The 27000-nt window shown below is 53.8% G+C and carries 27 protein-coding genes and 1 pseudogene; 8 read left to right on the top strand and 20 right to left on the bottom strand.

Annotated elements, in window-relative coordinates:
* Together BDD14_RS30450 and BDD14_RS30455 are read right to left on the bottom strand one after the other, a co-directional pair.
* Positions 1-1738 (bottom strand): ABC transporter permease (locus BDD14_RS30450; RefSeq protein WP_165420443.1); only part of this gene is annotated, 1738 nt, incomplete at its 3' end.
* A gap of 14 nt (positions 1739-1752) precedes the next feature.
* Positions 1753-2079 carry a PadR family transcriptional regulator gene (locus BDD14_RS30455; RefSeq protein WP_130425236.1) on the bottom strand — a complete coding sequence of 109 codons (327 nt, stop codon included), beginning with the start codon at positions 2077-2079 and terminating at the stop codon, positions 1753-1755.
* A gap of 704 nt (positions 2080-2783) precedes the next feature.
* On the opposite strand from BDD14_RS30455, the gene BDD14_RS30460 reads away from it, so the two are divergent.
* The 6 genes and pseudogenes from BDD14_RS30460 to BDD14_RS30485 all read left to right on the top strand — a co-directional run bounded on the left by BDD14_RS30460 (position 2784) and on the right by BDD14_RS30485 (position 8383).
* Positions 2784-2996, top strand: coding sequence for a hypothetical protein (locus BDD14_RS30460; protein WP_130425238.1), 213 nt, complete (start codon positions 2784-2786; stop codon positions 2994-2996).
* Between the two features lie 131 nt (positions 2997-3127).
* Positions 3128-3427 (top strand): hypothetical protein, encoded by a 300-nt coding sequence (locus BDD14_RS30465; protein WP_130425240.1) that lies wholly within the window; start codon positions 3128-3130, stop codon positions 3425-3427.
* 539 nt (positions 3428-3966) lie between these two features.
* Entirely contained in the window at positions 3967-4296 is a 330-nt protein-coding gene (locus BDD14_RS30470) for a PadR family transcriptional regulator (protein WP_130425242.1), read from the top strand.
* Positions 4297-4309: 13 nt separating this feature from the next.
* Positions 4310-7033 carry an ABC transporter permease gene (locus tag BDD14_RS30475; RefSeq protein ID WP_130425244.1) on the top strand — a complete coding sequence of 908 codons (2724 nt, stop codon included), beginning with the start codon at positions 4310-4312 and terminating at the stop codon, positions 7031-7033.
* Between the two features lie 177 nt (positions 7034-7210).
* Positions 7211-7674: pseudogene (locus BDD14_RS30480) on the top strand (IS30 family transposase); the annotation flags it as partial.
* A 217-nt stretch (positions 7675-7891) separates the two neighbouring features.
* Positions 7892-8383 carry a hypothetical protein gene (locus tag BDD14_RS30485; protein ID WP_130425246.1) on the top strand — a complete coding sequence of 164 codons (492 nt, stop codon included), beginning with the start codon at positions 7892-7894 and terminating at the stop codon, positions 8381-8383.
* 285 nt (positions 8384-8668) lie between these two features.
* Here the strand turns inward: BDD14_RS30485 and BDD14_RS32210 are convergent, their stop codons facing one another.
* The 10 genes from BDD14_RS32210 to BDD14_RS30530 form a co-directional block, all read right to left on the bottom strand.
* Entirely contained in the window at positions 8669-8815 is a 147-nt protein-coding gene (locus BDD14_RS32210; protein WP_165420444.1) for a hypothetical protein, read from the bottom strand.
* An 88-nt stretch (positions 8816-8903) separates the two neighbouring features.
* A complete protein-coding gene (locus tag BDD14_RS34960; RefSeq protein ID WP_130425248.1) occupies positions 8904-9461 on the bottom strand; it encodes a DUF1643 domain-containing protein in 558 nt (185 codons plus the stop codon).
* 309 nt (positions 9462-9770) lie between these two features.
* Positions 9771-11756 carry a DNA repair helicase YoaA gene (gene yoaA, locus BDD14_RS30495; protein ID WP_130425250.1) on the bottom strand — a complete coding sequence of 662 codons (1986 nt, stop codon included), beginning with the start codon at positions 11754-11756 and terminating at the stop codon, positions 9771-9773.
* Positions 11757-11808: 52 nt separating this feature from the next.
* Positions 11809-12474 (bottom strand): ribonuclease HII, encoded by a 666-nt coding sequence (locus BDD14_RS30500; protein WP_130425252.1) that lies wholly within the window; start codon positions 12472-12474, stop codon positions 11809-11811.
* A 246-nt stretch (positions 12475-12720) separates the two neighbouring features.
* Positions 12721-12942 carry a hypothetical protein gene (locus tag BDD14_RS30505; RefSeq protein WP_130425254.1) on the bottom strand — a complete coding sequence of 74 codons (222 nt, stop codon included), beginning with the start codon at positions 12940-12942 and terminating at the stop codon, positions 12721-12723.
* Positions 12943-13034: 92 nt separating this feature from the next.
* Positions 13035-13499 carry a hypothetical protein gene (locus tag BDD14_RS30510; RefSeq protein WP_130425256.1) on the bottom strand — a complete coding sequence of 155 codons (465 nt, stop codon included), beginning with the start codon at positions 13497-13499 and terminating at the stop codon, positions 13035-13037.
* Positions 13496-14146, bottom strand: coding sequence for a phosphoadenosine phosphosulfate reductase domain-containing protein (locus BDD14_RS30515; RefSeq protein ID WP_130425258.1), 651 nt, complete (start codon positions 14144-14146; stop codon positions 13496-13498). The genes BDD14_RS30510 and BDD14_RS30515 overlap by 4 nt, the downstream gene beginning before the upstream one ends.
* Positions 14147-14856: 710 nt before the next feature.
* Positions 14857-15258: a leucine-rich repeat domain-containing protein gene (locus BDD14_RS30520; RefSeq protein ID WP_130425260.1), complete on the bottom strand. Its 402-nt coding sequence runs from the start codon at positions 15256-15258 to the stop codon at positions 14857-14859.
* A complete protein-coding gene (locus BDD14_RS30525; protein WP_130425262.1) occupies positions 15255-15656 on the bottom strand; it encodes a BlaI/MecI/CopY family transcriptional regulator in 402 nt (133 codons plus the stop codon). The genes BDD14_RS30520 and BDD14_RS30525 overlap by 4 nt, the downstream gene beginning before the upstream one ends.
* A 520-nt stretch (positions 15657-16176) precedes the next feature.
* Positions 16177-16815: a hypothetical protein gene (locus BDD14_RS30530; protein ID WP_130425264.1), complete on the bottom strand. Its 639-nt coding sequence runs from the start codon at positions 16813-16815 to the stop codon at positions 16177-16179.
* Positions 16816-16889: 74 nt separating this feature from the next.
* Between BDD14_RS30530 and BDD14_RS30535 the strand changes: the two genes are divergently transcribed.
* On the top strand, positions 16890-17951 hold the full coding sequence (locus BDD14_RS30535) for an HNH endonuclease (RefSeq protein ID WP_165420445.1): 1062 nt from the start codon (positions 16890-16892) through the stop codon (positions 17949-17951).
* On the opposite strand, the gene BDD14_RS30540 is transcribed toward BDD14_RS30535, so the two are convergent.
* Together BDD14_RS30540 and BDD14_RS30545 are read right to left on the bottom strand one after the other, a co-directional pair.
* Complete coding sequence (locus BDD14_RS30540; RefSeq protein ID WP_130425268.1) at positions 17948-18457, bottom strand: hypothetical protein; 510 nt, start codon at positions 18455-18457, stop codon at positions 17948-17950. The two genes, BDD14_RS30535 and BDD14_RS30540, sit on opposite strands and share 4 nt — an antisense overlap.
* A 60-nt stretch (positions 18458-18517) precedes the next feature.
* On the bottom strand, positions 18518-18922 hold the full coding sequence (locus tag BDD14_RS30545; protein ID WP_207231948.1) for a DUF6573 family protein: 405 nt from the start codon (positions 18920-18922) through the stop codon (positions 18518-18520).
* A 1178-nt stretch (positions 18923-20100) separates the two neighbouring features.
* On the opposite strand from BDD14_RS30545, the gene BDD14_RS30550 reads away from it, so the two are divergent.
* Positions 20101-20949 carry a hypothetical protein gene (locus BDD14_RS30550; RefSeq protein WP_130425270.1) on the top strand — a complete coding sequence of 283 codons (849 nt, stop codon included), beginning with the start codon at positions 20101-20103 and terminating at the stop codon, positions 20947-20949.
* Positions 20950-21129: 180 nt separating this feature from the next.
* Here the strand turns inward: BDD14_RS30550 and BDD14_RS32215 are convergent, their stop codons facing one another.
* From BDD14_RS32215 to BDD14_RS30580, 6 genes are all read right to left on the bottom strand, one after another.
* Complete coding sequence (locus tag BDD14_RS32215) at positions 21130-21360, bottom strand: hypothetical protein (protein WP_165420446.1); 231 nt, start codon at positions 21358-21360, stop codon at positions 21130-21132.
* A gap of 377 nt (positions 21361-21737) precedes the next feature.
* The gene (locus BDD14_RS30560) at positions 21738-23507 is read right to left on the bottom strand and encodes a tetratricopeptide repeat protein (RefSeq protein ID WP_130425274.1); all 1770 of its coding nucleotides are present in this window, start codon (positions 23505-23507) and stop codon (positions 21738-21740) included.
* A 159-nt stretch (positions 23508-23666) separates the two neighbouring features.
* The gene (locus tag BDD14_RS30565) at positions 23667-24818 is read right to left on the bottom strand and encodes a DUF4236 domain-containing protein (protein WP_130425276.1); all 1152 of its coding nucleotides are present in this window, start codon (positions 24816-24818) and stop codon (positions 23667-23669) included.
* Between the two features lie 384 nt (positions 24819-25202).
* A complete protein-coding gene (locus tag BDD14_RS30570; RefSeq protein ID WP_130425278.1) occupies positions 25203-25517 on the bottom strand; it encodes a hypothetical protein in 315 nt (104 codons plus the stop codon).
* A 3-nt stretch (positions 25518-25520) separates the two neighbouring features.
* Positions 25521-26159: a hypothetical protein gene (locus BDD14_RS30575; RefSeq protein ID WP_130425280.1), complete on the bottom strand. Its 639-nt coding sequence runs from the start codon at positions 26157-26159 to the stop codon at positions 25521-25523.
* A 64-nt stretch (positions 26160-26223) separates the two neighbouring features.
* Entirely contained in the window at positions 26224-27000 is a 777-nt protein-coding gene (locus BDD14_RS30580) for a hypothetical protein (protein ID WP_130425282.1), read from the bottom strand.

The following is a 27000-nucleotide window of genomic DNA, read 5'->3' on the forward strand; positions in this document are numbered from 1 at the left end:
TGGCAGAGGATATGTCCTTGTGCGCATTCAACTGGTGCAGCATCCGCCTATACGTGCTCATAATCTCTTCCGGCTTCTGCATTCGCTGGAACTCTGCGGCGACCTCGGTCACATGTTTCGGGTTGTACCCTAAATCTTCTCCGTAGATCTGCCGGAGCGTGCGCCAGTAGAAGCTCGCAGTCGTCAACAACAGAAACGTCACGGCAATCTGCGCCGCCAGTAAAACCTTGCTCGCAATGGCCGGCTGTCGCTTCATGCTCGACTTCGCCTTCAACACTGAAGCCGGATTCGCGTTCGTCGCGAACAGCACCGGCACAATCCCCACCACGACCGTGCACAACACCGTAAAGATACCTGCAACAGCGAACATCCTCCAATCCGGATGCAACACCACAATCTCACCTGCGCCCGGCTTTGTTAGAAAGTTCGAGAGCATATGGGTGCCCGCAAAGGTGATCGGAAGCGCCAGCGCAGCTCCGCCAACCGCGACAATCAGTGCTTCCATCAAGCACTGTCGCACCAGATGGCTCCGATTCGCTCCCAGCGCAACCCGCACCGCAAACTCGTGAGACCTCTCCAGCGTTCTCGCAAGCTGCAGTCCCGCCACGTTGATGCAGCAGAACACCAGCGCACTCATCATCAGCACCTGAAGCAAGGTGAGAGTGCTGCCATAATCCTCCAGGGCTTGCTGCCCACGGCTTGCGCTTGTCATCCAGAGACTCATCCCCTCAATCGCCGGATGACGAGAAACATAAGGTTGTAACTCATGCCGCAACCACTTAGCTGTGGTCTCCTGAAGATGTGCATTCGCCTCTTTCAGAGTCACGCCTTCACGTAGGCGTCCCACAGTCGTAAATCCAAAAAGATCCTCAGCATGTAGCGGGTCTTCTCTTCCTGCATCTCCTTGTATGTTGAGAAATGCCATCGGGATGTACATCTGCGTGGGCACGTTCGGCGTGATGCCCTCGAATCCCGAGGGTGTCACTCCCACAATCTGCGCTTGCTGCCCTGAGATCGTTATGCGTTCGCCGATCGCCGCAGGGTCCCGATGATACTTTGCGCTCCAGAAGTTGTAGCTCAATACCACGGGCCACACGGGAGGATGTTCCTGCTCGTTATCCTCGGGCGTTAACAACCGACCCCTCTCTGGCCGGACCCCCAGTACATCGAATGCATTGTCTGTCACAAGCATCGCGCTCAGGCTGCGTTCGTGATCCTCCTCATCCGGCGCCATCACGCGATCGTGCACCCACCCCGAAACACTCTCCAGATCTGTATGCCTCGATGCAAGATTAGAGAGCAGCGGATACGACAGCCCCAGTCCCCGCGCCGGATACTTCGGGCCTGTCATTGTTACAAATACAAGACCCTCCGGATTGTGCACTGGAAGAGTGCGAAAGATCGCCTGGTACAGGACGGTGAAGATCGCCGTATTCGCGCCGATTCCCAGGCTAAGGATCAAGATTGCAGTGCCTACAAAAACAGGAGCTCTCTTCAGCTGGGCGAACGCAAATCTGAAGTTTGTTAAGATCGGGCTTAGAAGGCGATTCTCCCAGATCTCTTGCGCGTGGTCCTGCAACAGGGCCTGATTCCCGAACGAACGGCGTGCAGCTTTGAGCGCCTCATGTGGAGACATCCCTTCAAGCTCAAACGCCTCTGCCTTCTCAAGCACATGAGACTCCATCTCCTCCCGGAGCTCTTCCGCCGTCGAGTGCCGATTATTCCGGAACCACCTCATCACTCGCCTGCTCCTCAGTTCGCCAAAACCAATTGAATGCCCTTCAGCATCGCCTCGAACCTCGACGTCTCTTCAACCAGATGCTTCTTACCCGCAGCTGTAATGCTGTACGTCCTCACACGCCGATTCGTCGAAGAGGTCTGCCACAGCGCATCCAGCCAGCCTGCCTTCAACATGCGCTGCAATGCTGGATACAACGACCCTTCTTCCACATTCAATAGGTCTTCTGAGGTCTGTTGAATGTGTTGCACCAATGCATACCCATGCATTGGCTTCACCTTCAACGAACGGAGAATCATCATCTCTAAAGCTCCCGGAAATAGATCTCGCGGCTTTTGCATAGACTTTCACCCCTATTTCTAGCAGGCCTAGAGTAAATATGCCTAACTAATTTTGTCAATCCCGTTCCCATCATCCTCACAGTCCACACCCCGCTCTGCGCTGCGACTTCTCAAAACGGCTTCAAAACAACGAGAGTCTTAGTCAAGGCCGCGAGCACAAGTATCCACCCGAATCTACATCACGGTTGGGTATCTCCCTGGCAATCAAGTGCTGTGGTCGTCCTGTCCCAACACTTGAACATTGGACATCGGAAATTACAGAACTGAAGTTGCCGATAAGCGGGACTTTGCGGGCCCAACGGGATTTCTTGCGGTTTACCCGTTATCCGGCCGAAATCATTAAAGATAGGGCGACTAATCGTACTCATGGGTGCGGCACATGTTCGTTATTGGACGCTCTGTCGCAGAAATAGACACCGAACCTTGAACCATCCCATCTCTAGCGCGATTCGTTTCAATGTCTTGAAATCACTTCCATCTGGTGCACGACGTGCTTTGATGACTGCTAGCAGTCGAAGTGCACTCTCATGTTCAGTGGGCGACTGTGGCGCGCCAGAACTAACAAAGGAGTCGCTAAAGAAGATGCTAAGGAAGCTAATCATCGCAGCAGCGGTTTGCCTTGCGAGCGGAATCGCAGCCTCAGCTCAGTCGGACGGAGCCGCCGATCCCATCTGGCGAGGAGCGATTTTGGGGAAACTACTGTGATGTACACGCAAACCGCTTCCGGCGAGATGAAGTTTACGGCCATGGGCCAGTCGTATACGTTTCAGATGGACGGAAAGGACTACACCTCGCTGTTCGGGGTAACGTCCGCGTGGAAGCAGATCGGCGGCTTGACTTGGGAGATCGCGATCAAGCAGGACGGTAAGTTGATCAACACGACGACGACCACACTTTCAGCGGACGGCAAGACCTGACGACGAACGAAACGGGACCGAAGCAGACAAGCGGAACGTTCCATCGAACGACAGTCTATTCGCGGGCCTCCGGCGGCACCGGGCTGGTGGGAATTTGGAAGACGAAGAACCCACCGAGAATGCCACGCGTCGTGGAACTGGCGCCTTCTGGCGCTGATGGCCTTGCGATCCGGTTTCCGGACGACAAGGAAGGTTGCGAAGCGAAATTCGATGGCAAGGACTATCCGGTGACCGGTCCCGTTGTACAGCCCGCTATGACGTTGGCCATTGAGAAGACCAGCCTGCGATCTTTCGACGTGACGGGCAAACAACACAGCAAGTCGATCTTCAAGATAGCCTTCACCGTTTCGGACGACGGTAAGACCTTGATGCAAACCGGCAGCATGATCGGCACCAGCGAAAAGTTCGCCGCTGTCTACGACCGCCAGTGAGCGTGTCGGACAAGTTGTTCCACCGAGAAAGCCGAAAGCCGACCCTCGAAGCGTCTTCGGGGTCGGCTTCTACCCTTTGAGGCTACAGGTGCCACAACTCCCCATGGCCATGATAAGCAGCAAGGTCTTGGGTAACGGCGCAGCGTTTAGTGAGAACTCCCGTGTGGGGTAGTAGCCACATCTAACCGAAAACCTCCGTTAAGGAAAACAATCTCGGCCAACCCCCACCGGGGGAAACTGCGCCTTCGGCAATTACTACGCACTTTAATGCGTTTTTGAGCCGCTCTGTCGCGCCATAAGGGCCGATTTCCTGCTGGAAAGTGCGCAGTAACTGTATTCTGCGCAGTCTGATTGTATGCCGAGATGCAGGGTGGATGCCCATGGTTCAGCGTATCCACTCCTCCCCATAGGCAGACTCCCGATGCTGATCAGGAATATGAAGTGATAATTTTGACCGAAAGGTGCCATAGCCTGTCTATGGCACCTATTATTTATGGCATAGACAACCTATGCCAAGGAAGAACGTTGAGGTGCCGCTGATGAAACGCGATGAGATACCGCCGGGAACGCTCTCTATGCTTATTCTAAAGACCCTCTCGCTTCATGGCCCTCTGCATGGTTACGAGATGGCAGACTCCATCCAGCAGAGCTCCGAGGACATTCTTCAGGTGGAAGAGGGATCGTTGTACCCCGCACTGCAACGCATGCTGGTTAAGGGATGGGTGACGGCGGAGTGGGGCGTGACCGCCGGCAATCGGCGCGCCCGCTACTACAAGCTAACCGCCGTCGGCCGCAAGCAGCTTGTTCATGAACTTTCACAGTTCGAGCGGGTCTTTGGCGCGATCAATCGCGTTGTGCAGACGGCATAAGGGAGAAGCTGCCATGTTCTTCAACGAAGCAATTCGACGCGTGAAGATGCTGTTCCGCGGCAAGCAGTATCAGGACGATCTCGACGAGGAGATGCGGCTACACAGGGAGCTTCGCGAAAAGAAGTACGTCGACTCAGGGATGTCTCCTGAGGGCGCCCGCGGCGCGGCGTATCGCAGCTTCGGGAATGCGGCTTCCCTCAGAGAGACCAGCTATCGTGCGTGGGGATGGAGTTGGCTTGAAAGCCTGACGCAGGATGTGCGCTACGGCGTGCGATCAATGTTTCGCAGCCCTGCGCTGACGCTGGTGGCGCTGCTCTCGCTTGCGCTCGGAATCGGCGCGAACACCGCGATCTTCAGCTTTCTCGATGCGATCATGCTTCGCTCGCTTCCGGTGAAGGAACCCACGCAACTGGTTCTTCTGGGCGAAGGAAATGAGGGAGGCGTCACCGACAGGTACGGTTCGACCACGCTGTACTCCTATCCGTTCTATCGCCAGTTCCAGCAGAAGAACGCGGTCTTCTCCGACGTCGCCGCAATCTATAGCATGAGCAGCAACATTCACGCCACAATCGATAGCCGCGATGCGACCGAACTGATGCGCGCGCAGGTCGTCTCCGGAACCTACTTTTCGACGCTCGGCGTTCAGCCCTTGATAGGCAGGTCACTCAGCGACGACGACGACAACTCCGAGGGCGATCATCCTGTCGCTGTTATCAGCTATGCGTGGTGGAAGCGTGGCCTGGCCGGCGATCCTGCAGTGCTGAACAGGAAGATCAAGCTCGGCACCATCATGTTCCAGATTGTGGGGGTTGCCCCACCTGAGTTCTTCGGAACCTCAGTCGGGGAGGCGCCCGACATCTGGGTTCCGATGTCGATGATGAAGTCGATACCTGGGGGATGGAATGGATACAAGAACAACTTCTTCCAAGCGAGCTACCTCATGGGACGCTTGAAGCCCGGCGTCTCTCTCGAACAGGCAACTTCAAATGTTAACCTGGTGTACCAGCAGATCACTCGTGCGTTCCCTGACGGCGACCTGAATCCGAGAAACGTCGAACACCTTCGCAACGCACACGTCGTGCTGACGCCGATCGCGAAGGGCCTCTCTTCCTTGCGCGGCAGATTCTCTGAGCCGCTGAAGATACTGATGGGGATTACAGCACTCGTCCTGCTGATCGCCTGCGCCAACATTGCGAATCTTCTGCTTGCGCGTTCGACCGCGAGAGCGCGAGAGCTTGCGGTACGCCAGGCCCTGGGCGCGCGCCGCATAAGAATTGTGCGACAGTTGCTCACCGAGAGCCTGGTGCTTGCTATCACCGGTGGCTTACTTGGGCTGGTCTTCGCTGCCTTCGCCGACAAGCTGCTGCTTCGCATGATCTCCGGCGGAGGTGACATGATCCCTCTCGACATCTCGATCAACACGCGACTTCTTTTCTTCAGCTTCGCGGTCACGGTAGCTACTGCCATCCTCTTCGGCAGCATTCCCGCTTTGCGCAGTACGCGTGTTGAATTGACGGATGCCCTGAAAGATGGTCGCGGTGGTGCAAGCAGCACATCGCGCAGTCCTCTCGGCAAGGCGCTCATCGTTACTCAGGTTGCGCTTTCGCTCGTGCTGATGGTCGGAGCGATCCTGTTTATCCGCAGCCTGCAAAATCTCAACAATGTTGATACCGGCTTCGCTCGCAAAGGTGTGCTTCGAGTGGTGATTGACTCGAACGTCACGGGACTTGGAGGCGGGGATCCGCGCATGATTGCGATGTTTCAGCAGATCGAGCAGAGCGTGAGTTCGATGCCTGGCGTGAAAGCCGCGAGCTTCGCCTCGTTTATCTTCGCCCAGGGAGCCTGGATGACCGGCATTCATGTTGCGGGTATAAATGTCGACGAAAACGTCAATATCAAGCACAACGTCATCGGCAACGGCTACTTCTCCACGATGCAGATCCCTCTGCTGGCCGGTCGCACGTTCGGCCCGCAGGATACGGCCACCTCACAGCGCGTCGCGATCATCAGCAAGCGCATGGCGAAAGACTTGTTTCCCGCAGGCATCAATCCAATTGGCCGTCACTACTACACGGGATGGGACCCGTTGCCTGATACCGACGTAGAAGTCATCGGCATCGTCAAAGACGTCAAAATCTTCGATTTGGAGGAGAAGCCTCAGTACGTTGACTACATCCCGAATCCGCAGCACCCTTGGGTCTACGGAACGCTCGCCGTGCGCTACGAAGGCGACTTCAATACAGTCTCGAATGAGGTGCAGCGGGCAATTCACATCGTCAACCGCAACCTGCCTATCAGCCGCGTCACCACGGTCGACGAGCAGGTCTCGCGCACCATCACCAACCAGCGCCTGGTCGCGCAGCTATCGGCCTTCTTCGGTCTTCTCGCCGTCTTTCTCTCCTGCATCGGCATCTATGGCCTGATGTCGTACATGGTGAGCAGGCGCACCAACGAGATCGGCATTCGCATCGCCATCGGTGCAACACGCGCCAATGTGCGCTGGCTCGTGATGCGCGAGATCGTCCTGCTGGCAGCCATCGGCATCGCCGTGGGAGCTCCCGTTACACTCGCCGGAAGCCGCGTTGTCGCGAACCTGCTCTTCGGTCTTCGTGGCACAGACACAGCCAGCCTTCTTGGGTCCGTCGTCGCGCTGATGCTGGTTTCCATCATAGCTGGCTATCTTCCGGCGCGCCGAGCGGCACAGGTCGATCCCATGGTGGCGCTTCGCCGTGAATGACAAACATTCGAAAATCTGACGTTCGAAGAGTTTAAGCAGATCCGGTCGTAACAGTTCTTTGCCGCCCCGAGGCCTGGTTTCCCCCTGAATGAGGGTCAGATCAAAATCCTTAACGGAGGTTTTCGGTTGGATGTGGCTACTACCCCCGTGTGGTCGACAATACGGAAGGAATCATTCGAAAGACCTGCGGAGGTTGCAGACCGCGCTGCTCCCGGTCATTGGGAGGGCGGCCTGCTCGCAGGCAGCAAAAACAGTCATATCGCAACCCTGGTGGAACGTCATTCGCGTTTCGTCATGCTCATCAAAGTGCCCAGCAAAGACACTACGACGGTTGTCGCCGCGCTGAGCAAGCACGTGCCTAAGCTCCCCGCGACCCTGCGGCGCTCGTTGACCTGGGACCGGGGACACGAGATGGCAAACACAAGAGCTTCACGGTGGACACGGATGTAAAGGTCTACTTCTGTGATCCACAGAGTCCCTGGCAGCGCGGCACCAATGAAAATACCAACGGCCTACTGAGACAGTACTTCCCTAAGAGGACAGACTTGTCCGTCTACTCGCAAGCCGATCTCAACAAGGTAGCCCTGCGCCTCAATCAACGCCCGCGAGAGACCTTGGGCTTTTCAAACCCCGGCGAGTAAACTGCAAGCCAGTGTTGCATCGACCGTTGAGCCCGCCCCGTTTTAGGGAAACGAGCCGTTTTAGCGCCCGCCGTCACTGTCATCCCGGTATACTTGTGCCGCTATGCGCCTAACCCTTGTACTGCTCCTATCCCTAGTCCCATCCTGCCTCCAGGCTCAAGCCAGCTCGATCAACAACTCGCCCTCGTCTGTCTCGGACAATGCGACATTGACCGAAATGTTCACAGTTGATCAGAAGGCGAGAGAGGGCGATCACATCGACTGGGCGAAACTGACGAAAGACGATGAACAACGGAGGAATGATCTCCGTCGGATGCTCTCCGCCGGCGGAGTTCGTACCGGGAATGACTACTTTCATGCGGCAATGATCTTTCAGCATGGCCAAAATCCCGATGAATACTTGGAAGCTCATGTGCTCGCGATGGATGCGGTTGCACTAGGCAGCAAAGAAGCCCGGTGGCTTTCCGCAGCCACGCTGGATCGGTACCTTCTATCGATTTGGCAGCCTCAAGTGTTTGGCACGCAATTTCACGGTGGACCTAACTTCGAGGCCATGACGCATAACAAGATCAACCCGGCGATTGTCAGTGATCCCATGAGAAGCGCTATATGCGTCGTTTCCACTTCGGAGCAAGACAAGGTGCTCGAAACCGTCAATCACGGCGGGAAGTTCGGAAGCACTCAATCGAAGGAAGATCATTGTAAGTAGCCAGTAGCGCTCTCTGTTAGTTTCGCCATGGGAAGCTTGGCTTGCCTGCGGATACAACGCCGGCCTGAGAGACATCGTCAGCCTGCTCCGGCTTCGCAATGGGCCAGAGTTACCGGCAAACCGGGTCGACGAATTCTGACTTCAGCCAAACTCGGTTGGGCAAACAGGTTTTCGGTCGTCTTAGGATTATTGCGGTATTGTGACATGAAAGTTCATTGTCGTGGTAAGTTCAGGGCCCGTATAGCTCTTTGATGCAACATCAAGTATTTCACTTATTTTGGCAACCTACACAGAGAGAGAGTTGATGTGATTGGCGCCCTCCTGCCAATGATCGAGTACGAAAACGCGCTCGTCGAACGTGAGGACATCCTTTTGGAGAAGAGCACACGCCTGCGCGTGCAACGCGGTTAGCTGCTTTGAGAGTCTGGACAATGGTTCTCTTTTCAGTGAGAGGTTAAATGGAAAGGCCGCCCAAGGCCGCTTTGAATAGGATTTATATCTCGGGGGCACATAAATCGTCTCAGACCAAGTGGTTGATGTCCCACAGGGAAGGTTTGAGATCGCCGCGCTGATAGAGGGGATGTGATGGTGTTCCGTCGTTGCATAGCTTGAGGACGTGGAGAGGGCGTCTACCGCCATCTGAGAGCAACCTCGCCACCGTTGGACCCCTATGCTGGAGTGAGCGGTGGGGCTTCCCATAGGCGAACACTATCATTGAGGCCCGTTGAGCCATAGCCTGCAGGTGTGCATCATTCTCAGGGCCGATTGGATCCGCCACGATCATCAGACGCTTCTGATCTGTGGCGCGGTAAGCAAATGTGTTGCCGACCAAGAGTCGGCCATAACCCCAGTCTTCGGCATAGCGCCGACACTTAGCTACGGTTGGGTCGTCTACTGCTGGCGATGCCGTGGAAGGATTCATCATGCAGATCATGACGGTAGGCAAGGAAGTGTCCCATTCTCGCTCTAAGGTGTATCTATACTCGTCCTTCGGTCCACCAAAGACCGCCTTGCTACGAACCCAGATTGGAACTGGCAGGAGGACCTTGCCGCCCGCGTCATGTTTGTTACAGATCACTCTTCAAGTCTCCCACGGTATCGGGTAAACAAACTGATGTGGTTGGCCATAAATGATCAAGGGATTTGTGGCCACGATTGTTTCGTACCGTGCGAAGGCCACCACATTACCGAGATGCGTAACGGTGGCAAATGCATCCGCATCTGAGCGAAAAGCAGGAGGTGTGGCGTTGTGCCTTGCAATTGCCGGCCACCCAAGACTGATCTGGCACGTCCCTATCCAATCGACGCTTCGTCGGCTTTGCACGAGGTCTCGTCTGTTTGGGTATTGCCCTCAGCTTCTCTGGCCAGTGGTTCATCTCTATTCCGTCTATGCCGCGCATCCACTCATAAAGGTACGAAGATCCTCGATCTCGTTAGTGACTCTATAAGGGGGCAAGCTTTCCGTAAACATCTTACCGTAGCCAGGGTGCTGAATGCGTGGATCAAGCATCGCGAGAATCCCGCGATCGGTCGTCGAACGGATGAGCCTTCCGAATCCTTGTTTGAGAGCGATAGTGGCCTTCGGAACCTGATAGTCGAAGAATCCGCTGCCGCCCCTGGTTTCGATAGCCTTCACGCGGGCCTGCAGAATGGGATCACTGGGTACGGAAAATGGGAGTCGGTCGATAATCACACAACTGAGCTGTTCTCCCTGCACGTCGATGCCTTGCCAAAAGGAGGAGGTGCCGAATAGAACGGCGTTTTTGGAAGTTCTGAAGCTCTCCAGAAGCTCCTTGCGTGTCATGGTGCCGTGCAGCAGCATCGGGTAGGGAAGCTCGCCTTCGAGCGCCGCGTGCATCTTTTGCATGAGCTCATAGCTCGTGAAGAGACAGAATGCCCGTCCCTTCGAGATTTTCAGGAGTTCTAGCACCTGTTTTTTCGCACTTTCGAAAAACGATGGATCTCTCGGGTCCGGCATATCTGGCGGAACGTAGAGCAAAGCCTGCTTCTGGTAGTCAAAGATCGATGGCACAATCATTTCGTCCGCTTCCGTGATACCGAGAGAGCGACGAACGTGTGAAAATCCATTCTGCACTGCGAGAGTGGCGGAGGCCAGCACAACCGAGTTGTACCTCTCGAATATGCTGGAACTAAGCGTTTCTGCCACATCAATCGGCGTTGCCTGAATGAAAACGTTCATCTGCGCGCCAGGACCAGCAAGACGCCTCTCAACCCAAAAGACTGCGTTCTCTTCCTTCGATTCGAGGAGATAGCGTAATTCTCCGTACAACTGGCTTGTCCGAGAAACGAGGGATTCGGCACCTTCGAGATCTTCGAGATTAGAAAGCTCCAGGTGCAGGTACTTCATTGAGGAAAGGACGCCTTCGTACGTTTCATCGTATTCTTGCAGGAATTTGCTGCGCGAACCGAAGACCACCCGAGAGGGTTCGACCTTGCCAGGTAGGCCAGTGCAAAGTAGGGCGAATCGATCCACCATCCTCGCCGCCGCTTGTACGATCGCGTTTGCACGCGCTGTGCCCACAATTGCCTGTCGAATATCACGCGCCAGATCTCCGATTCTGCGGTTGCTGACAGAAATTCCGAAACAATCGGAGGCTACATGCTCGAGTTCATGAGCTTCATCGAATACTACGGCATGTGCGGCCGGAAGGATCGAGGCATCTTCGGTCTTCATTTTGATAGCGAGGTCGGTGAAGAACAGGTGGTGATTGATAATCACCAAATTGCTCGATTCTGCGCGGGACCGCATTTCGGAGACGAAGCAGCGCTCGAAACTGGCACATTCCTTACCTATACAGGCATCGGTGCGCGCATCGACGCGCGGCCATAACGTGCTCTTCTCAGGGAACGCAGGAATCTCGGCCCTATCCCCGGTTTCGGTCTTCTTCTCCCAGTTCACCAGGACTTTGTATTCCCGATTTTCATCCGGCGTGAGGGAGGCCGGTTTGATGTCGTACAGCTTTTGACGACACAAATAATTCGACCTCCCCTTCATGTAGCAGATATCAAATGGGCCTAGAAGCGATTCCAGAAAAGGAACGTCTTTGTAAAAAAGCTGTTCCTGCAGCCCCTTTGTCCCGGTTGAAATAATGATTCTCTTGCCAGTGAGAAGAGAATACCGAAGAGATGGGTACATATAGGCCAGGGTTTTACCAGTGCCCGTTCCAGCCTCTACAACGAGATGGGGACCTTCGAGAAGGGACTTCTCGACGCGCAAGGCCATTTGGAGTTGTCCTGGTCGATACTCGAACAGCAAGCCACCTGCATGAGCTAAAGGGCCAGTAGGTGAAAAGAACTCGGCGACAGTCGGGAGCATCGCTTCTGTCCACTTAGTTTTCCCGGTCCTCTTCATACTTATACAAACTATACCGTATCGACGTGAAGAGCAACGAACTTCTTGGCGCCTAACCATTTTGAATGGCAAGAGAGAAGGCTCGTGTTAGTCCGCGAAGCGGGCTAAAGCTCATTCGATGTAGTGGAGAAGGCCCCAACTTCTGAAGGGCCTGCATGTGCAGTGCTGTTCCGTAGCCCTTATGCTCTCTAATGCCATAACCGGGATACTGTTCGTCCAGCTCTTCCATCAAGGCATCGCGGGTAACCTTGGCTACTATACTGGCTGCGGCAATGGTGCGGCTCAAGGCGTCTCCATGCTTAATTGCCAACTGCGGAATTTCGATTTCTATCAGCATAGCGTCGATCAGCAGGAAATCGGGAACGACGTCCAGACCATGAAATGCCTCGTAAAATGCCAGTTGAGTAGCTGCTGCGATGTTGGTCCGATCGATCTCTGCTGCCTCTACGTGTGCGACACTCCAGGCGATTGCCTGGTCTTTGATTTCTTCCGCAATACGCTTCCGCTTCTGCGGAGAGACCAGTTTGGAGTCTCTCAACCCCTCCAATTGGCAATCTCGGGGCAGAATTACTGCAGCTGCTGTTACGGGTCCAAACCAGGTGCCTCGACCGACCTCATCAAGACCTGCAATTATTGTTGCGCCTTCCTGATACGCTTGGTTTTCGTACTCCAAACCGCACACGAGTTTGCGCAGTTGGGAGTCTTTCGTGTTTGCCATCCGGGGAACCTTTCTGAAGTGCCACGAAGGCAAAGATGTATGGAACGGGACACTCTGTGGGGCCGGTCTATATATCGACAAAAAAGCCAAGAGTCTTCTACGGGTTTGCCAAATAAAGTGAGGGACCGCGCTGTTACAGGCGGCCCTCGGTAACACATTCAATTTATGTGGGGGTTAGTGGTGATAAAAAGAGAAGTCACTGCTGCCTCAACTTCTTCAACTTCTCAAGCAAGCGGCTGCATTCCGTCACCTTTGCGTAGCAATCCACTCGGTCAGATAGTTGTAGGAACTCAATAGAATCGCTGTGAGAACGGGCAGCAGGACGATACCAATGATGTCCTGACTGTGATGCCGTTGCACCAAGACGCCGAGAGTCATCAGCATGATGGCGATCAGTAGACCGAGAACGACCCTGATGAACTTCGCTAGTCTAACCGTCCCGACTATCCCGCTAACTTTACACGCCATCCACATACTTCTCGTCCTTCCTTTCTGACTAAATACTGACTATCCGAGCATTAGTCGTCTTCACTCTTGCCAACAACAGAATCCGATCGAATCTAACTAACGCGAGAAAACGCTTCGACGTCAGATATTGGCTGGAAAGACTCGCCGCGTCGGGCATCGTCGGTGGTTGGCACGTACATGTAGAACTGACCAGACTCATCGAGATTCAAGTATTTTCTGGTTTCGCGGTGCTTATACAGGTGAATGACTGACCTTTCGGCCTTCGATCCCATGTACATGTACGAACCGCAGTTTAGGAGCCCGATTTTCTTCTCAAGAGGCCACCAAACAGTCTTCGAATCGTCCTCCCGCAGGGAGGGATTCAATTGAAATGCAAGGTGAGCTGCATCCTCGGCGTTGAGGCGCAAGCAATCTTCCTCGCCCTGGGTGTAGGACGAAGACTCGGCGCGCTCTCGACTACCGATCAAGGCGATAACCTCGCGGGAAAACCCGAGGAGCAGATCCGCAGCGTCTCTGGTGAGAGTGGTTCCATGTAGGTCAAACGTTTTTGAGTTCATTGAACCTTCTCCTTGCTGTTTTTCATGTCAGCGAGTTCCGCGTATCGGGACAAGACTGACTCTCCCGAAAGGTAGCCAGCGTTCAAGCCGAACATTGCCGAAATCCGTTTACGAACACTCGCGATGAGTTCCGCCTCCTCGGGAATGGGCATGATGGTAGGCCAGCCCTTCGTGTAGAGGAGGTGCTCGGGGATCTCAGCCTCGATTGCATTACGTGCAGCGGCCAACTCCTTCGCCTTCGCGATGCGGTCCACCAAGGAGGCCGGCAGGAGGTGAGGTGCGACGTCGGCCAGCCAGCGGCCGCCTTGGAAAGCGAAAGCGGAGTCCGCTTCGAGCTCGACCATCGCCACGTACACAGCCTGGTTATCCCCGCAGGTTGCTGATGCCGCTAAATCTTGGGTCGACGACATAATGCAGAAACAGCAACTCACGCGAGAGACTCCATATCGTGTATAGGCTTCGTGAAGCTCCAGTCCCGCTTCCTTGATAGTTGCGAAGACCTGTTCGATCCTCCAATCGATGATGGGATTCCAGACTGCCCCTTGGTAGCCTTTGCGTATCAGCCTTGGATCGTCAGCGGCAATGGGCATCCGGCTCCGGGCTGTGCTTTCTTGGCGACGGATACCAGTGACGCTAATAATCGGCATTTGTGCGTTGACGGATAAAATGAAAGCGCTAGCCACGTAGAATCAGCGGCTTACGGGCCGATTGTGCTGCAAAAATGAAAGTGCGGGCGCCCGTAAAATGAAAGTTTCGCCGCCGATTTACGGATTCGATGAAAGTTTTGAAAGACATCGTACTTGCCGAGCATGTGACCTCGACCGACACATTTGTTGCTCGGCTTGTGGGTCTCATTGGCCCGTATTGAACTCGCCCCCGGGGCAGGGATGCTGATTAGCGGTGCTCGGGTCTTCTGGGATCGAGGTGATGCTATTCACCCGGGAAGTCTCCTTCGGTCAGCGCCTGGAAGGTCGGCACCCTCGAAAGACGGTCGCAGAGTTGCCGCGCCGAGCGCCATGTCCAACCCTCTGCGGGAGCGCATCCGCAACCCTTATATCAGTTGTCCGAATAGCCGACTATACAGACATGTGGCTCGCGTTCCATTGTCGGTGAGCTCATTGGCGATTTGGAGCTATCCCAGAATCCATACAGGCGATGTCGGCGTTTTGTGCGACCCAAGGTGTTCCCAAGTACCCAAAAGCCGAGGCACCTTGGAGCACCCAGTTTTTGTGATGGAGTGAAGAGTTAGCGGCGCCCGAGGTGCCCGAATCGGTCTATGCGGGATCAGACCGGTACGATGACCTTTCCAAAAGGTGTCGCAGGCATACCTCAGAACGGGAATATATCCTAGACCGTTTCAGTCCGAAGAAACATCATGATACATATTTCGCTTAATCCAAGCCCTCTGTTCTGACGTCAGTCCGGGAAGGTTTTCGTCGATATACATCTCTTCCATGACCCCAAGATTAATGATCGAATTTGGCAACTTGAGGCCGGGATTTATGCAGAGATCAAGGCGCTTCAAATTCTTGAGATCTCCAATCTTCTCGGAGACGTATTCTAGATCATTCGCCCAAGCAGTCAGCATTCTTAGCGACTTTGCGCATCCAATGCTGTCAGGGATAATCCTTATGCGATTTCCGGAACGTCCGCGCAGCAAGCCAAGAGCACATGCAAGCAAAAGTGCCACAAGCGCGCCCTGCCAGAAAAGATGCAGCAGACTCCAGCCCATCGCGTGGAATAGAGTAATGTCAGTCATTGCGCCCCTTTCTCGAACTCATCGAGCATCTTACGAATATCCGCCAATTCCGCCGGAGAAACTTTTTGTGACGAAAGTGCGCCAAGTACCAGGTTCTTCGCAGAGCCACCGAAGGCTCGGTGGAGCAGATTTCTTGCCAGTTGCTGCTGGGTTCGCTCTTTGGGCAGTCGCGCCTCATACACATGCGAGCGAAATCGCTCGCTTCGCAGCAGCAGACCCTTTTCAGCCATCACCTGCATCTGCTTCAGCACTGTGGTATAGCCAATTTGTTTGTTGCTCAAGGCGTTGTGGACCTCGCGAACTGTGCTTGCCCCGGCAGTCCACAGAATGTTGAGAATCAATAACTCAGCTTCGGTGGGAAGCGGCGTTATCGCTTTCGAGGATGCTCGTTTTCTCATGAGCAAAACCTTATTACGAGTCAAGTCGTATGTCGACGATATCTCTCGTACTTAATCACGAGACTAAAGAAGTGAAGCAGAAGTGGGGGCCTGCGATGAGCTTGGGAGATGAGGACTCGAGACAATCAGGGGACACGACCTTGAGTACGACCTGCAGATCTTGAATGAGATGGGGCAAAGACGCCCGGCTTTTCTGATCGGCGACTGATGATCGCCATGCTATGCTCTTGGTCGCCAGAACCACTTGAGTGATTAACCGGCTTTCCGGAGATGTGATTGCCGCAGGCGCCGGGCTACCGTCACCTGTCCGACCCGCTATTCAAACAGGTGGATGAGTATTGGGATTTAGAGCGAACTGACGATTACCTCCTCAACTGGAGCTAAGGAGTAGGCAGAATTGGCGCACGACACTTGATGCTTGGCGGCACCTAGGCAAGCGTGGTAGGCGAAAATGGCGCACAAACCAGGCTTGGCAGTGCTTTTAAATCCTTTGGATCACGGCATCGAGTAGGCGGAACTATTATTCAGTTTCAACCATAGTAATGCAGTCGGCCCTCGTCCATCCCCATTCGACAAGTGGAAAGATGGATTCCCTCGATGGAGTGTCGTATTGACGTGCGCGTGCAACTCTCTTATGTTCGTCAATATTGAAGCCGAAGGCCATTCGTTTAGCCTCGGCAGCCTGGCACTTCGCTACACGTTTCGGCTCCTCCGCGGAGTAACCGAATGCGTGAGAATACGGCGTTGACAAGTGCTCGCGAAGCCAAAATTCCAGCGGAAAAGCTTTGAATTTGAGGCTGCAAATATGTTCCCCGCCGAACTGAGGCACGGTACCGGCAGCTCGCAGCTCATCCGAGAGTTTATAGTCTCCCTCGATGTGAAGGCGGTAGGGTTCCCTCGTGTCCGATAGCACTGTAATGCCATCAGACTCCAGATGACCATGACGAGCTACCTGAACAAGTCGAACGCCGTATCGTCGAAGTATAGGGAGGATGTAGGTCTCCGCGTCCTGGCGGGTATCCTCATACTCATCACCCGTCTGTGCAGACAGGACGATCAGCTCGTCCAACGAACAGGGCAGGGTTTCTGGCTCAAGCAACCACCGTACCAGGATCGCGGTAGACTCCACGCCAAATCCCCAACTCAGGACCGTTATCATGTAAACCTCGTTTATTATTTTGGCGATGGAGACCCTTAGTCGGTCGATCGACCTGAATGTGCTGGAGAAATAAGTTGTTCATTGACGAAGTGACTGAAGCTGGCTGGACACGCAATGGCAGAGATTCGTATCGCCATCTATGTAATGCCAGCGTCACGAAAAGTGGAAAAGGATGGATCTCGAGGACAGCCTCCTGCGAGACGGTGAAGAATCACGCCACACTTTCAGAAGCAATCGCATATCTGCAAAATTACGATCCACATTTCTGGCACTTGGACGAAACAGGAGCATGGGGCTGTTACAGTGGCATTTGGACGATCTATGGAAAATTCAAAGGGAAAAGCGACACCTACGCCTTCGTTCACTACTTGCCCAAGTCGTCCGACTTCCCGCAGCATCTGGTAGCCGTCTACCGCAGATACTTCTTCGGCCAAGCCCGTTGTATGAAGTGTTCAGGCGCTATGAGCAGCCTGCGCTTCCGTGAAATGTTCTTTAGGCCAGATGGTTGTGCGGTTGAAGGTGATCGTGAAGAATTTCTCGCGTGTGAGTGCGGCTATCCGGTTTGGATAGTCGAGAGCGATCGATACTACTCGGCAACCAATTCATTACGCCAATATGACCGGTTACACAGGCGCAAACAGACCCTGGCGTCGGCTGGAGGAAAATATTCTACGAATGACGTGCGTACGATTCTGTCCCTACAGAACCACCGTTGCATCTATTGCAACGTTCGTTTTTCGGACAAAGTCGCCCCTACCAAAGACCACCTATTAGCGGTTGGCTACGGCGGAACGAACTGGCCGCTAAACATCGTGATGGCGTGCCGATCTTGCAACTCAAGACGATGCGACATTCCATTTCGGACGTACTGTAAGCTTCTCAGCAAAGCTCAGAACCGAAGGATCCTGTCGCACCTTGTACGAAGGCTCCTTGCATTAGAGGAGGAGGGGCTAACCGAGGAGGAAACCCTGTCCTTCCATATCGGATTAACGCTTCACGATTCGAAACATCATCGGTATCGAATGATAATGGGAATGTCCGCTGCAGCACGCCGAAATTCGGCAAGTAACAAACTGCTGCCGCGGACCTCGCACTTAATTCTGAAACAGGAAAACAGGCGCCTCAAAGCTATTTAACTGGTGGATCGTACCTCTTCCGCTGAGGTGGTATTCCCGCTTGTGCGCGAGAGGATGCGGCGGGCGTCGATATCTGAGAATCCTTTATCTACGAGCGTCTTGTACTCCATCCGCCACTTGCGCGTGAAAATGAGGTCTTTGCGCTGCCCCTCATCGGTCAGGAAGTCTGGGAAAGTATCGATGGGCTCCTCACCGGGGAGGAAGCCGAGGTCAGCCACATGACGCTGAGCCGAAGCGACAGCCTCTCGATAGCTGCCATCGCCCATCGCGTAGCCACGAATCGTGAGTACATCGTTCACGTCGTGGCGTAGGAAGGTGGACTGCCAGCCGTTCAGGCCACGAAAGACCAGGACCGAGTGGCCACGCCACTCAATGATCGTGGGCTCCCAGTGACCTTGGTTGAGCGACTCGATCTGTCGAATCGCGTCCTGCTTTGCTTCCTTCGCGTTTGCTCCGCGCCCCGTGAAACCGTGAACCTTGACGTACTTTATCTTTGAATTTGACATAATTTCCTTCACCTTTTGAGCCGCGCAGACGCGTGCACCTTGTCGTCCTTCGCCATTGCCTCAGTCTTCGTCTGGAAGCATGAATGTGAGACAAGGCTCACCGTCGTCGGCTGGGCCACTCACGCATTTCAGTTGCTTCTGTCGTACTCGACCGTCGGGATCGCGGACGCACACGGACCAGCGAGCTTCAAGAGGGCTGATCTCCCGGCGTGTGCGGCGGAACATCCAGACCACATCCCACCATCGACCCTTTATGTCCTGGCAGGAATGCCCTTTGGTATCGGAGACAGCAACGAACGCGTGAAAGGCTGTCGACGTCATCGTGATGGGCCATTTGAGCCCGGCCTCGCGGGCCAGGTCACCGAATGGTTCCGCCGTCATATCGACGAGAACTCCATCCTCGATTGCCTGGGCTCGTGTGTACATGCTGAGAATCTCAGCGTTCTCGAACAATGAGTGGGACATTAGAACCTTTCTCTTCCTGTGCTAAGATATTTCCGGAGTCAGCTGGTTGCACAGCCGACCCCGGTGTATTGCAGGTTTGAAATGCGTGGACTATTGTAGGAAATGCTTGATTGCCGACAATAGCGCAACGAGAGCAGCAACGAGACGAATCACCAACAGCAACGTTTCATTGCAGCCTCGAAAGCTAGACTTCCGCTTCACATACAACCCCTCCTTTCGACGAACGCCGCCAGTTCCCTGGCGGCGTTGGTCTATCGCGTTTAGAGCGCGATACGCGCAAGGCACTGTAATGATTCGCAGTGGCAATTACGCTTAGACCGGCAACCATCGAAAGAGAGATAAATGTCAGATTGCTTTTGGGGCGAGGCTATCGAACCCAGACTGACTCTTCACATCGTCCGCAGTAGGCTCTTACCCAGTCGGTGAGAGGGTTTCTGAAGATCATCAATTCACCACACCGCCCACAGCAAGTCTCGTAGAGGTTTTCCGGTTGCTCTGCCACCGCTGGAGGCGGGGTTGCTTGCCTCGCATTCCGTAGATCGATGAAAAACTGCCTTGCCGCTGTCATTTCCACGAGGTTCGGAAGAATGGCTGCGGGCGTGGCCGGAGGCACCGACTGAACAAGGCGAGGGCCCTTCGGTGGCAAGTTTGTGGGTGTATTGGTGGCGACTTCCTTGAGTGCGAGAGTCCCATCCACGCGTGGGTATTCGTGGGTATTTGATGACATTAGAATATCCATGTGATTGCGGGTAGTGGTGCGGTTGGAATCCACTGCTCTAGCAGTTGGGCAAAGCCGTCCAGACTCCGAGCCGGCAGTCGGTTACCAATATGTAACCCTCGAGTCTGGCTAACTGATGGCTGTTATAACGGATAATGGTTGACCGATCAGAGCTCCATTCGGTTCGGCAGACCCAAATCACTTAGGGAAACATACTCATGTCTGCATCACTTACGTTGTCTGCCCGAAACTCCATCGAATCCGGCTTCATTGAGCTTTCCCTCAGCTGTCAAAACCAATCGTCGTCTGACCTAACAGTCAATTGGACTATTGAGCTACCGAACCATCTCGCAAATTCCGCTGGCCTTACTCCCGCGCGACTAATTTCTTCCCAAGACGAGGACTAGTCGCCACAATTTCGCTTTCCAACAATACACAACGTCCCAGTGGAGATCACGTTATGCCAGACATCGCCATCGAAGTCATGAATTCTCAGAAGTTCTTCAGCCCCGTTTCCTATTGGAAAGAGGGCGTTCATCCAGCATTGGCATCCGCTAGAGCGGATGCACCGCCGGTCGCTCCGTCAGGGCCAAGCTCGCTCATTTCGACCGATACCGGCCTCGTATCCTGTATCTGTGCCGACGTGAAGGACATCGATCCCAAAGTTCAGGCTACGCTGGATGTTCAAAAGCAATACATGATCAGCCTCACGGGCCTCGCTTCTTCGTATGTCAGAACACAAGCGAATACCAAGCAGAACACTGCTCTGATGTTCGACAGTGGTCTGTGGCTGAGTGTCTATAACCATTTACCCCTCATGGCCCCCCCTCAATTGGTGGTAAAGCATCAGGACACCACGATCCAGGGCGTCGAGATCGCAACAAAATTCATCGAAATGATTCTCGGCGTCGCAGTCACCGGGGGGGAGGCATTGGCACCCTTCACTATCTGGCTATCTGGATTGGGATCCCAGATTCGCGCTGGAATCAAGTCCACTAACTCATCCTTCAACTTCACCACGCTGGCGATTGCGCTGACGACCCAGAAGTTGGGCAATCAGACCCGGGCATTCCCATACCTGAAATATTACTCAATCAACTTCACCCAGTCGCAGTTCGAGACCTATTCGTACTGCGGTTCCAGATCTTCCTACCGCATGGTCTTTGACATGAAAACGATATCGACGCTTTGGAACTACGAAGTGTTAGCTGATCGTCCTGATGTAAAGGAAAAACTTGATCGCTTGATCAAGGTATCGCAGCTTGACGATATTGAGAGCTCCGCGAATTTTTTCGCGGTGACCGCGTAGCAAACAAGAGATGGGGGCGTCTCAAGGGGCGCCTCATTTATTTCTAGGGAAACCGCATTTTAGAACTGGGAGAGTTCAATGACGACCATCGTGTACATACTCACTCATCGCGAACAGTCTGTACCCTTGCAAAGTGCGCAAGAACTCCCCCGAACTGCTGAATAGCAATTGAAAGCTTCACTACTCGTAACGCGGGCGATGTTCAGGGTAAAACGGCGGCAAGGCATCTTCGTGGATCTCGACTCCGTAGCGGCCTTCAGACAGCACAGAAGAAATATCACGTCTCCCCTCGTTCAGCTTCTCAATGCCCTTCGCCATCTGGTCCCTCGCAGCTTGCGCAGCCTCATGAGTCAGGTGACAAGAGGGCGTTAGGCCGCCGCAGTACTCGGCATAGATCGAATGGTCGGTCACCAATTCTCCGCAGTCGTAGTACCACCCACTTTCCTCCCTTCCTCCGTAGGCACGGTCTTGAAGGTATAGTCCAACCCAAAAAAGACAGGGCTTTTCTTCTGACTGGAGGGCTACTTCGGGCGTCTCATCAACACAAATCGCACTCATGAAATTCCTTTCCACATAAAAAAGAAGGCCAGGACAATGATTTGTCCCGGCCACTCCAGCCACAAACGTTGAGTGACAATTATTATGGATATTTTCCACAATTCATTGCGGGCTAGATCCTCTTCTAAATTGCTAACTTCCGATAATCGACTCGGTACGAATCGATCCGGATGCCCTTAGCTGAAACGGACGTTTCAGAGTGCACAACCTCTTCAGAAGTCACGGGGCAGTCAGTCGGACGAGCAAACACCGTTCAACAGCCTTTCACCAATAGTGTCGGGCACAACTCCTCGCCATGAGTCGGAATCGAGTATCGGACTACCCAGGAGGTCATCCTGTGCGTTATACCGCGCTTCGGAAAGGGTACGCATCTCCCGCGAAGCGCAGTTAAATTCGAAGGAAATCACTTGATAGCCGCTCTTTTCGGAGCGTTTCACCCAGACTCTTTTGAGCGATCCACTGAGAACGGAGCCTTTCACATCCAGAAAATACGATATTGGAGCGTGTGACTGGTCAAGAGGCCGCCAGCGTTCAACGGAATCGGAAAAGGCTCGAATCCCACGATAGATGCGCTGAAAGTCGTTTACTCCATCGGCAAAACGACCGCTTTGAATGTAGGCATCGCCACGTTTTTCGTAAACGTCATTTATCAGAGAGATTTCGTAGTGACCATCGTTATGCAGCAGCTCATCAGCGAAGCCTTGGTACTGGACCTCGGGATGAAACTGATCATGCATGAGGCGCACAACGTCAGCATCAGAGAGACTCTTTAGCTCCGGATACAGTGCGCGGATCTGTGGAACACTGAGCAGAATCGTTAGATTCCCGAAGGCGAGACGTAGGGCGGCAGAGTAGTCACTGATCGCGCTGCGGAGGTCACCGACCTTCATATAAGCATCACCTCGGGTCTCATAGATGGTGTGCAGATACGAATCGCCGTTCTTGATCTCAAGCGGTATAGCCGTGGTGAAATCCGAAATTGCCTTGTAGTATGCACCGCTCTCCATGTAGGCATTGCCTCTATCGGCGACTGCGGTAGAGTTCTGGGGGCTGATCGAGAGCACCCGTGTGAAATCCTTTATCGACGAGGCGTACTGCTTAGTGTTGAGATATGCTTCCGCTCGTGCCATATAGGCAGGTGCAAAGCTCGGGTCGCGTGTTAGAGACGTTGTGAAGAATGCTGCCGCTTCCTTGTGTGTCTCAACGCGAGCGGCATCGGAGGTCCATGCCTTCTTTGTCCAGAATGAGGCTTTGTTCCGGAGTTCTCCGAGTAGATATGGCGGGACGGGCGATTGAGGTGCCTTGGTGTCAGCCAAGTGAAACTGCGTCGCTGCCGTCGCGTAAAGGCTCTCATCTCCAAACGTAGTGAAAAATTCGACGTAGGCTCCGCGAAGAGCAGACGCACGCCAGTCAGTGGGGAAGTTCTCGACAAGGACATCAAGATTGGCGAGTGTCCACGCGCAAAAGCCCCCACCTTCTTCTTCGGGCTTTGTACCGGAGATGTTGAAGACCTGGGGAGCGCTGCTCCAGTCTGCAGACGCAGCGGAACTTAGGAGATCGAGCGCAGCGCGATAGTCGCCTTTAACAAAGGCAATCTTTGCACGAAGACTGGCAGGGTTGTCTACCAGCGTCGCACTCATGCCGCTGGGATGCGCGGTCGCTTGCGTCAAATCGGATTCAAGTTGGGATAAACCTGGCTTCTCGTCGGCACAGGCATACATCGCGCGGATGGCATAGCCCCCGGGGTAGTTGGGATGGGACCCGATAAATGCGTCGATGAGATGGCGCTGCGAGTCGGAAAGCTTTTCCCCGTGTATTCCTTCGAGCAGTTTACCGAGTTCACGATCATCTTCGGTAACGGCGGGCATTGACTTGGGTGCGCCCTTCAACTCGGGAGGCAAGGTTGATTGGCCGCTCGACTGTATAGAGGGCAACATGCAGAACAGCAATGGGATACCGCACGAGATTGTTTTGCGTCGAGCCTTAGAGAAACGAAGCATCCTAACCTTTCGAAAGCCGAGATGATGAAGCAATTAGTGGCGACAATTATCTGAAATGACACGAGCCAATCCAATCGGGTGGGCTTGCCTCCTTATGGCGAGGATCATCGGTTTCGTGCCCATGCGCGGAACTCGGCGGCTGTGGAAACAACCTCCCGCCTACTGTTTAGAAACTGCTTCAAAGGAAGTGGTAAACCTGTTCAACTCATTTATAAAATTGATGACCCGCTGCGGGTTCGAAAAGTGGAACTCCTCCCACAGACCACTATCGCTCTTGAGCGATACCTGAGCATATTCCGCAATTGGAATCTGGTAGTTATTGGCGAATCTTCGATCTCGGCTTCCATCCTTATTCGACTTCGCCCAGGTCTGCCCGATTATTTTTGAATCGGAAGGCACCGGATCTTCTTCTTGAAAAGCCAGCATAGACGCTTCCCCTTGCACATCGTGATATTCGATTGCTGAGAATGCCTCTCTAGCGGTCCTATAAAGAATGAAGCCTGGATAGAGATAAAAACTGCCACCTTTAGCGTTCTGTATGTGTGGAACCTTTTCGTCCCATTGAATGAGATCGCATTTTCCTAGATTAAACTTCACAAGCTCACGACCGACTCTGAGATTTGCGGTGGTGCGATCATGGAATTTATCTGTAGCCTGTCGAGTCTTCACATCCCAGATGGAGCCACATTCGCACAAAGCGGCAAACTCATCTTTGAGCCTGTAATAGAAGTCCGCTTGTTCTTTAGCTATCTCGATATGTGTGGCAATCGTCGATAGACGAAGCTGTTCTTCCAATTCTGAGACTTTAGCCGTAGCCGTTTCAGCATCCGCCTTACGTTTCTCGAATGCATTTTTGAGCAATCGTTTGAAGAAAAAACCCTTCTCCCATTTCTCGTAGCGGTCCACGGCTTCGACCTTTTCAGTGAGAGCATTATCCAGGTCTCGACTGATTTCGTCGCGTTGCTGAGACGCGTTCTGAATGAGACGCTTTAGGTCCTTAAGTGTTTCGCTTGTCAGTAGCTCCGTGCTGGCGCTATGGACCTGTTCTATCGGAGCGGGATTGACAAAGGAAGGCTGTTGCTCTGAAGGGTAGATGGGGATTGGATTGGAGGGAGGAATGTTAGGAGATACCGACTCGTGATGACGATAGGAAAGGCCAGTGCCGGGTATCGAGAGGGTCTCGGTTAGACCCTCTTGGCCGATGTTCATCGTGAAGGGCGCGCTTCCGATACTTGCGCTCAGGCCCCGCTTAGAAAGATTGAGTTTAAGACCCGGAACGACCGTGAAGGATCGACGAAATCGCCAACTCATTAAAAGCTCCGCTTAGAGTGATCATCGCCATTATCAATGGAAAGGTCATTTCAACAAAGAGCTAAGTCAAGCCCAACGCGCGGCTGTTCAATCTCCTGGAGTCTAGTAACAGAAATGTTTGTGGCCGACGCGAGGACGCGCTAGCCGCTGATTTTGGCTTCGTCTGTCTTCATGCGAAAATCCATGGCAGCTACGATGACCGGCTCTCCGCAAACCGTGAGACCGTTGCTTCGGCACGCGTCGCAAATAGACCTCAGGCCTGAGGAAATTGTCGAAAATATCCATAACCGGGATTTTTTGTCAATTCTGAACCGGACACGTCGCTTCAATGGGTTACAGCTGCAAAATATCCACAATAATTGTCGTTTTACGCAAACGGGCTCTTTAGGGATTACTCGCCACGAACTCGCCATTTAGGATAGAGTTCACGATCGTCACCACATCTGTGAAGTCTGAAGGTAAGTCAGTGTAGATTTCTCCGTAAAGATCGTCGCCGCCTAAGTCGTGTACAGACGCACCCCAGCTGTCGTTCGCTGTGCCGATAGTAATTAGGCGACGCTGATTCAGGCCTTTGACCTCGATCGTTGCACTGACGTAAGAAATTCCGCCAATGTTCTCGGTGACCGCCCCTGCATCATCTGGAAGTCGCCGGTTGATTTCTGCTGCTACCTCATTGAGCACTTCAAGTTCAGACTTCATCGTTTAAGGTCCTTCCTGCGTCTTCTCGTCGTTCTGCATATATCCGTTCACCAACGTGGGGCAGAGCAGCCCCTTGAGCCAAGCCTCGTCCACGCGCTTAAAGCTGTACTCCTCCATGTGGGCCACGACGAACTTGCGGACAGATGCCTCGGTTATGCGGTTCTGCTTCATCTTTAGGGCCTTGATCGTCACCCACATCTGGATTCGGCTGTGATTCACGCCCAAAAGACTCTGAAGCTGGCGTATTGAGTACCCTTCCGCCACCTCGGCGGAGACGTTCATACGGAACAACTGATGTTTAACAGAATGAACGCTGCGTTTCATCGACTTGGCGATTGCACGGATACTCTTTTCGCCCGCGAGTTCGCGAAGTTTCAGCAGCTCCTCTTGGCTCCAGGGCTTCCATGGAAGGAGGCTGAGAGCGAGAGTTTGAGCCCTGTTGGCGAGGATGTATTTCGGACGTTTCAGTGTTGAAGCCAACCGAACGAGCTCGACTGACAGTTCACGACGGTTCCTCGCTCGGCGGTACACCTGGCGAAGCTGATCGTCCATATCAGACGTCCATAGGTATTTAGGCGGCTTGCGGAAGGAGTTCGAAGCAGGGGAGGCCGCGTCCGCGGACGTTTGTTTGATCGACGGCACGTGGCCTCCATATTCAGTTATTCGGGTAGCCCGCACGCGTGCCCTAGTGGGATTGCGAGCGGGTTCAGAAGACGTGCGTTTGTTCTTGCGACATTGCTCTGGAGTTGAAGTAGAGCATCGCATTCGAGCAACGCTTACAGAAAACAATGTGGCGATTCCGCTCGAGGATGTAGTACCTCATATCGGTGGCGCAATCGATCAAAGCTTCCTTCGAGAGGCATTCAAGCTCTCGGTGCTCGAGCGGCATACCGTGATCGATGAAGAGCTGGACAAAATCAGCCTTGCGCTGCTCTACCATGTCCGGCAGTTCGATAGGTCGCCGGTAATCCTGCCAGATAGTCGAAGAACGGAGAACTTTGGAGGCAGGATGGTCAACACTGTTTATCCCGATGTACCGGAGGGAGGTTGAGCGGTCCTGGGGAACAAAGTCATCGTCGCAGAAGGAAGTCGCTACCAGGGTGGCGACGAGTGCCACAGTGGCGTCTTCTGCCGTGCGAATTCCGTCTGGGACGGCAAACTCTGACCACAGAGCCGCACCGCCGACTTCGCGGTCAGCCAGAGACGAGGGTACGGGCGGTAGCAGCGCCGTCCGACCTGCTTTGATACGGCCTAAAGACACGTCGCCGAAAAATGCGAGTGGGTCGCAAAGATCTCCAAAGTTATCAACCTCAGAATCATTTCCGGTCGCCAAGAGCTCGAAGACTTCGCTTGTCGTCTTATTTCTGTCGAGTACAGCGGTCAAACGATCAAGCCTGTGTTGCTCAAGTGCATCGGCCATAGTGTCTGGAAGTTGATACATGCCGAAGTGCTGAACGAAAGGAATGGTTGGGTCGTATTTCAT

Origin of the sequence: Edaphobacter modestus (assembly GCF_004217555.1) — a bacterium.
GTDB classification, from domain to species: Bacteria; Acidobacteriota; Terriglobia; order Terriglobales; family Acidobacteriaceae; genus Edaphobacter; species Edaphobacter modestus.

Coding starts and splice junctions, on each gene's coding strand:
- BDD14_RS30525 (WP_130425262.1), bottom strand. CDS start 15,656: ATGAGAAAACGAGCATCCTCGAAAGCGATAACGCCGCTTCCCACCGAA.
- BDD14_RS30545 (WP_207231948.1), bottom strand. CDS start 18,922: ATGTCCCACTCATTGTTCGAGAACGCTGAGATTCTCAGCATGTACACA.
- BDD14_RS30500 (WP_130425252.1), bottom strand. CDS start 12,474: ATGGCAAACACGAAAGACTCCCAACTGCGCAAACTCGTGTGCGGTTTG.
- BDD14_RS30560 (WP_130425274.1), bottom strand. CDS start 23,507: ATGCTTCGTTTCTCTAAGGCTCGACGCAAAACAATCTCGTGCGGTATC.
- BDD14_RS30470 (WP_130425242.1), top strand. CDS start 3,967: ATGAAACGCGATGAGATACCGCCGGGAACGCTCTCTATGCTTATTCTA.
- BDD14_RS30460 (WP_130425238.1), top strand. CDS start 2,784: ATGTACACGCAAACCGCTTCCGGCGAGATGAAGTTTACGGCCATGGGC.
- BDD14_RS30510 (WP_130425256.1), bottom strand. CDS start 13,499: ATGAACTCAAAAACGTTTGACCTACATGGAACCACTCTCACCAGAGAC.
- BDD14_RS30540 (WP_130425268.1), bottom strand. CDS start 18,457: ATGTCAAATTCAAAGATAAAGTACGTCAAGGTTCACGGTTTCACGGGG.
- BDD14_RS30485 (WP_130425246.1), top strand. CDS start 7,892: ATGTTCACAGTTGATCAGAAGGCGAGAGAGGGCGATCACATCGACTGG.
- BDD14_RS30455 (WP_130425236.1), bottom strand. CDS start 2,079: ATGCAAAAGCCGCGAGATCTATTTCCGGGAGCTTTAGAGATGATGATT.
- BDD14_RS30520 (WP_130425260.1), bottom strand. CDS start 15,258: ATGACTGACATTACTCTATTCCACGCGATGGGCTGGAGTCTGCTGCAT.
- BDD14_RS30515 (WP_130425258.1), bottom strand. CDS start 14,146: ATGCCGATTATTAGCGTCACTGGTATCCGTCGCCAAGAAAGCACAGCC.
- BDD14_RS30565 (WP_130425276.1), bottom strand. CDS start 24,818: ATGAGTTGGCGATTTCGTCGATCCTTCACGGTCGTTCCGGGTCTTAAA.
- BDD14_RS30505 (WP_130425254.1), bottom strand. CDS start 12,942: ATGGCGTGTAAAGTTAGCGGGATAGTCGGGACGGTTAGACTAGCGAAG.
- BDD14_RS30570 (WP_130425278.1), bottom strand. CDS start 25,517: ATGAAGTCTGAACTTGAAGTGCTCAATGAGGTAGCAGCAGAAATCAAC.
- BDD14_RS30530 (WP_130425264.1), bottom strand. CDS start 16,815: ATGATAACGGTCCTGAGTTGGGGATTTGGCGTGGAGTCTACCGCGATC.
- yoaA (WP_130425250.1), bottom strand. CDS start 11,756: ATGAAGAGGACCGGGAAAACTAAGTGGACAGAAGCGATGCTCCCGACT.
- BDD14_RS30550 (WP_130425270.1), top strand. CDS start 20,101: ATGCCAGACATCGCCATCGAAGTCATGAATTCTCAGAAGTTCTTCAGC.
- BDD14_RS30580 (WP_130425282.1), bottom strand. CDS start 27,000: ATGAAATACGACCCAACCATTCCTTTCGTTCAGCACTTCGGCATGTAT.
- BDD14_RS30475 (WP_130425244.1), top strand. CDS start 4,310: ATGTTCTTCAACGAAGCAATTCGACGCGTGAAGATGCTGTTCCGCGGC.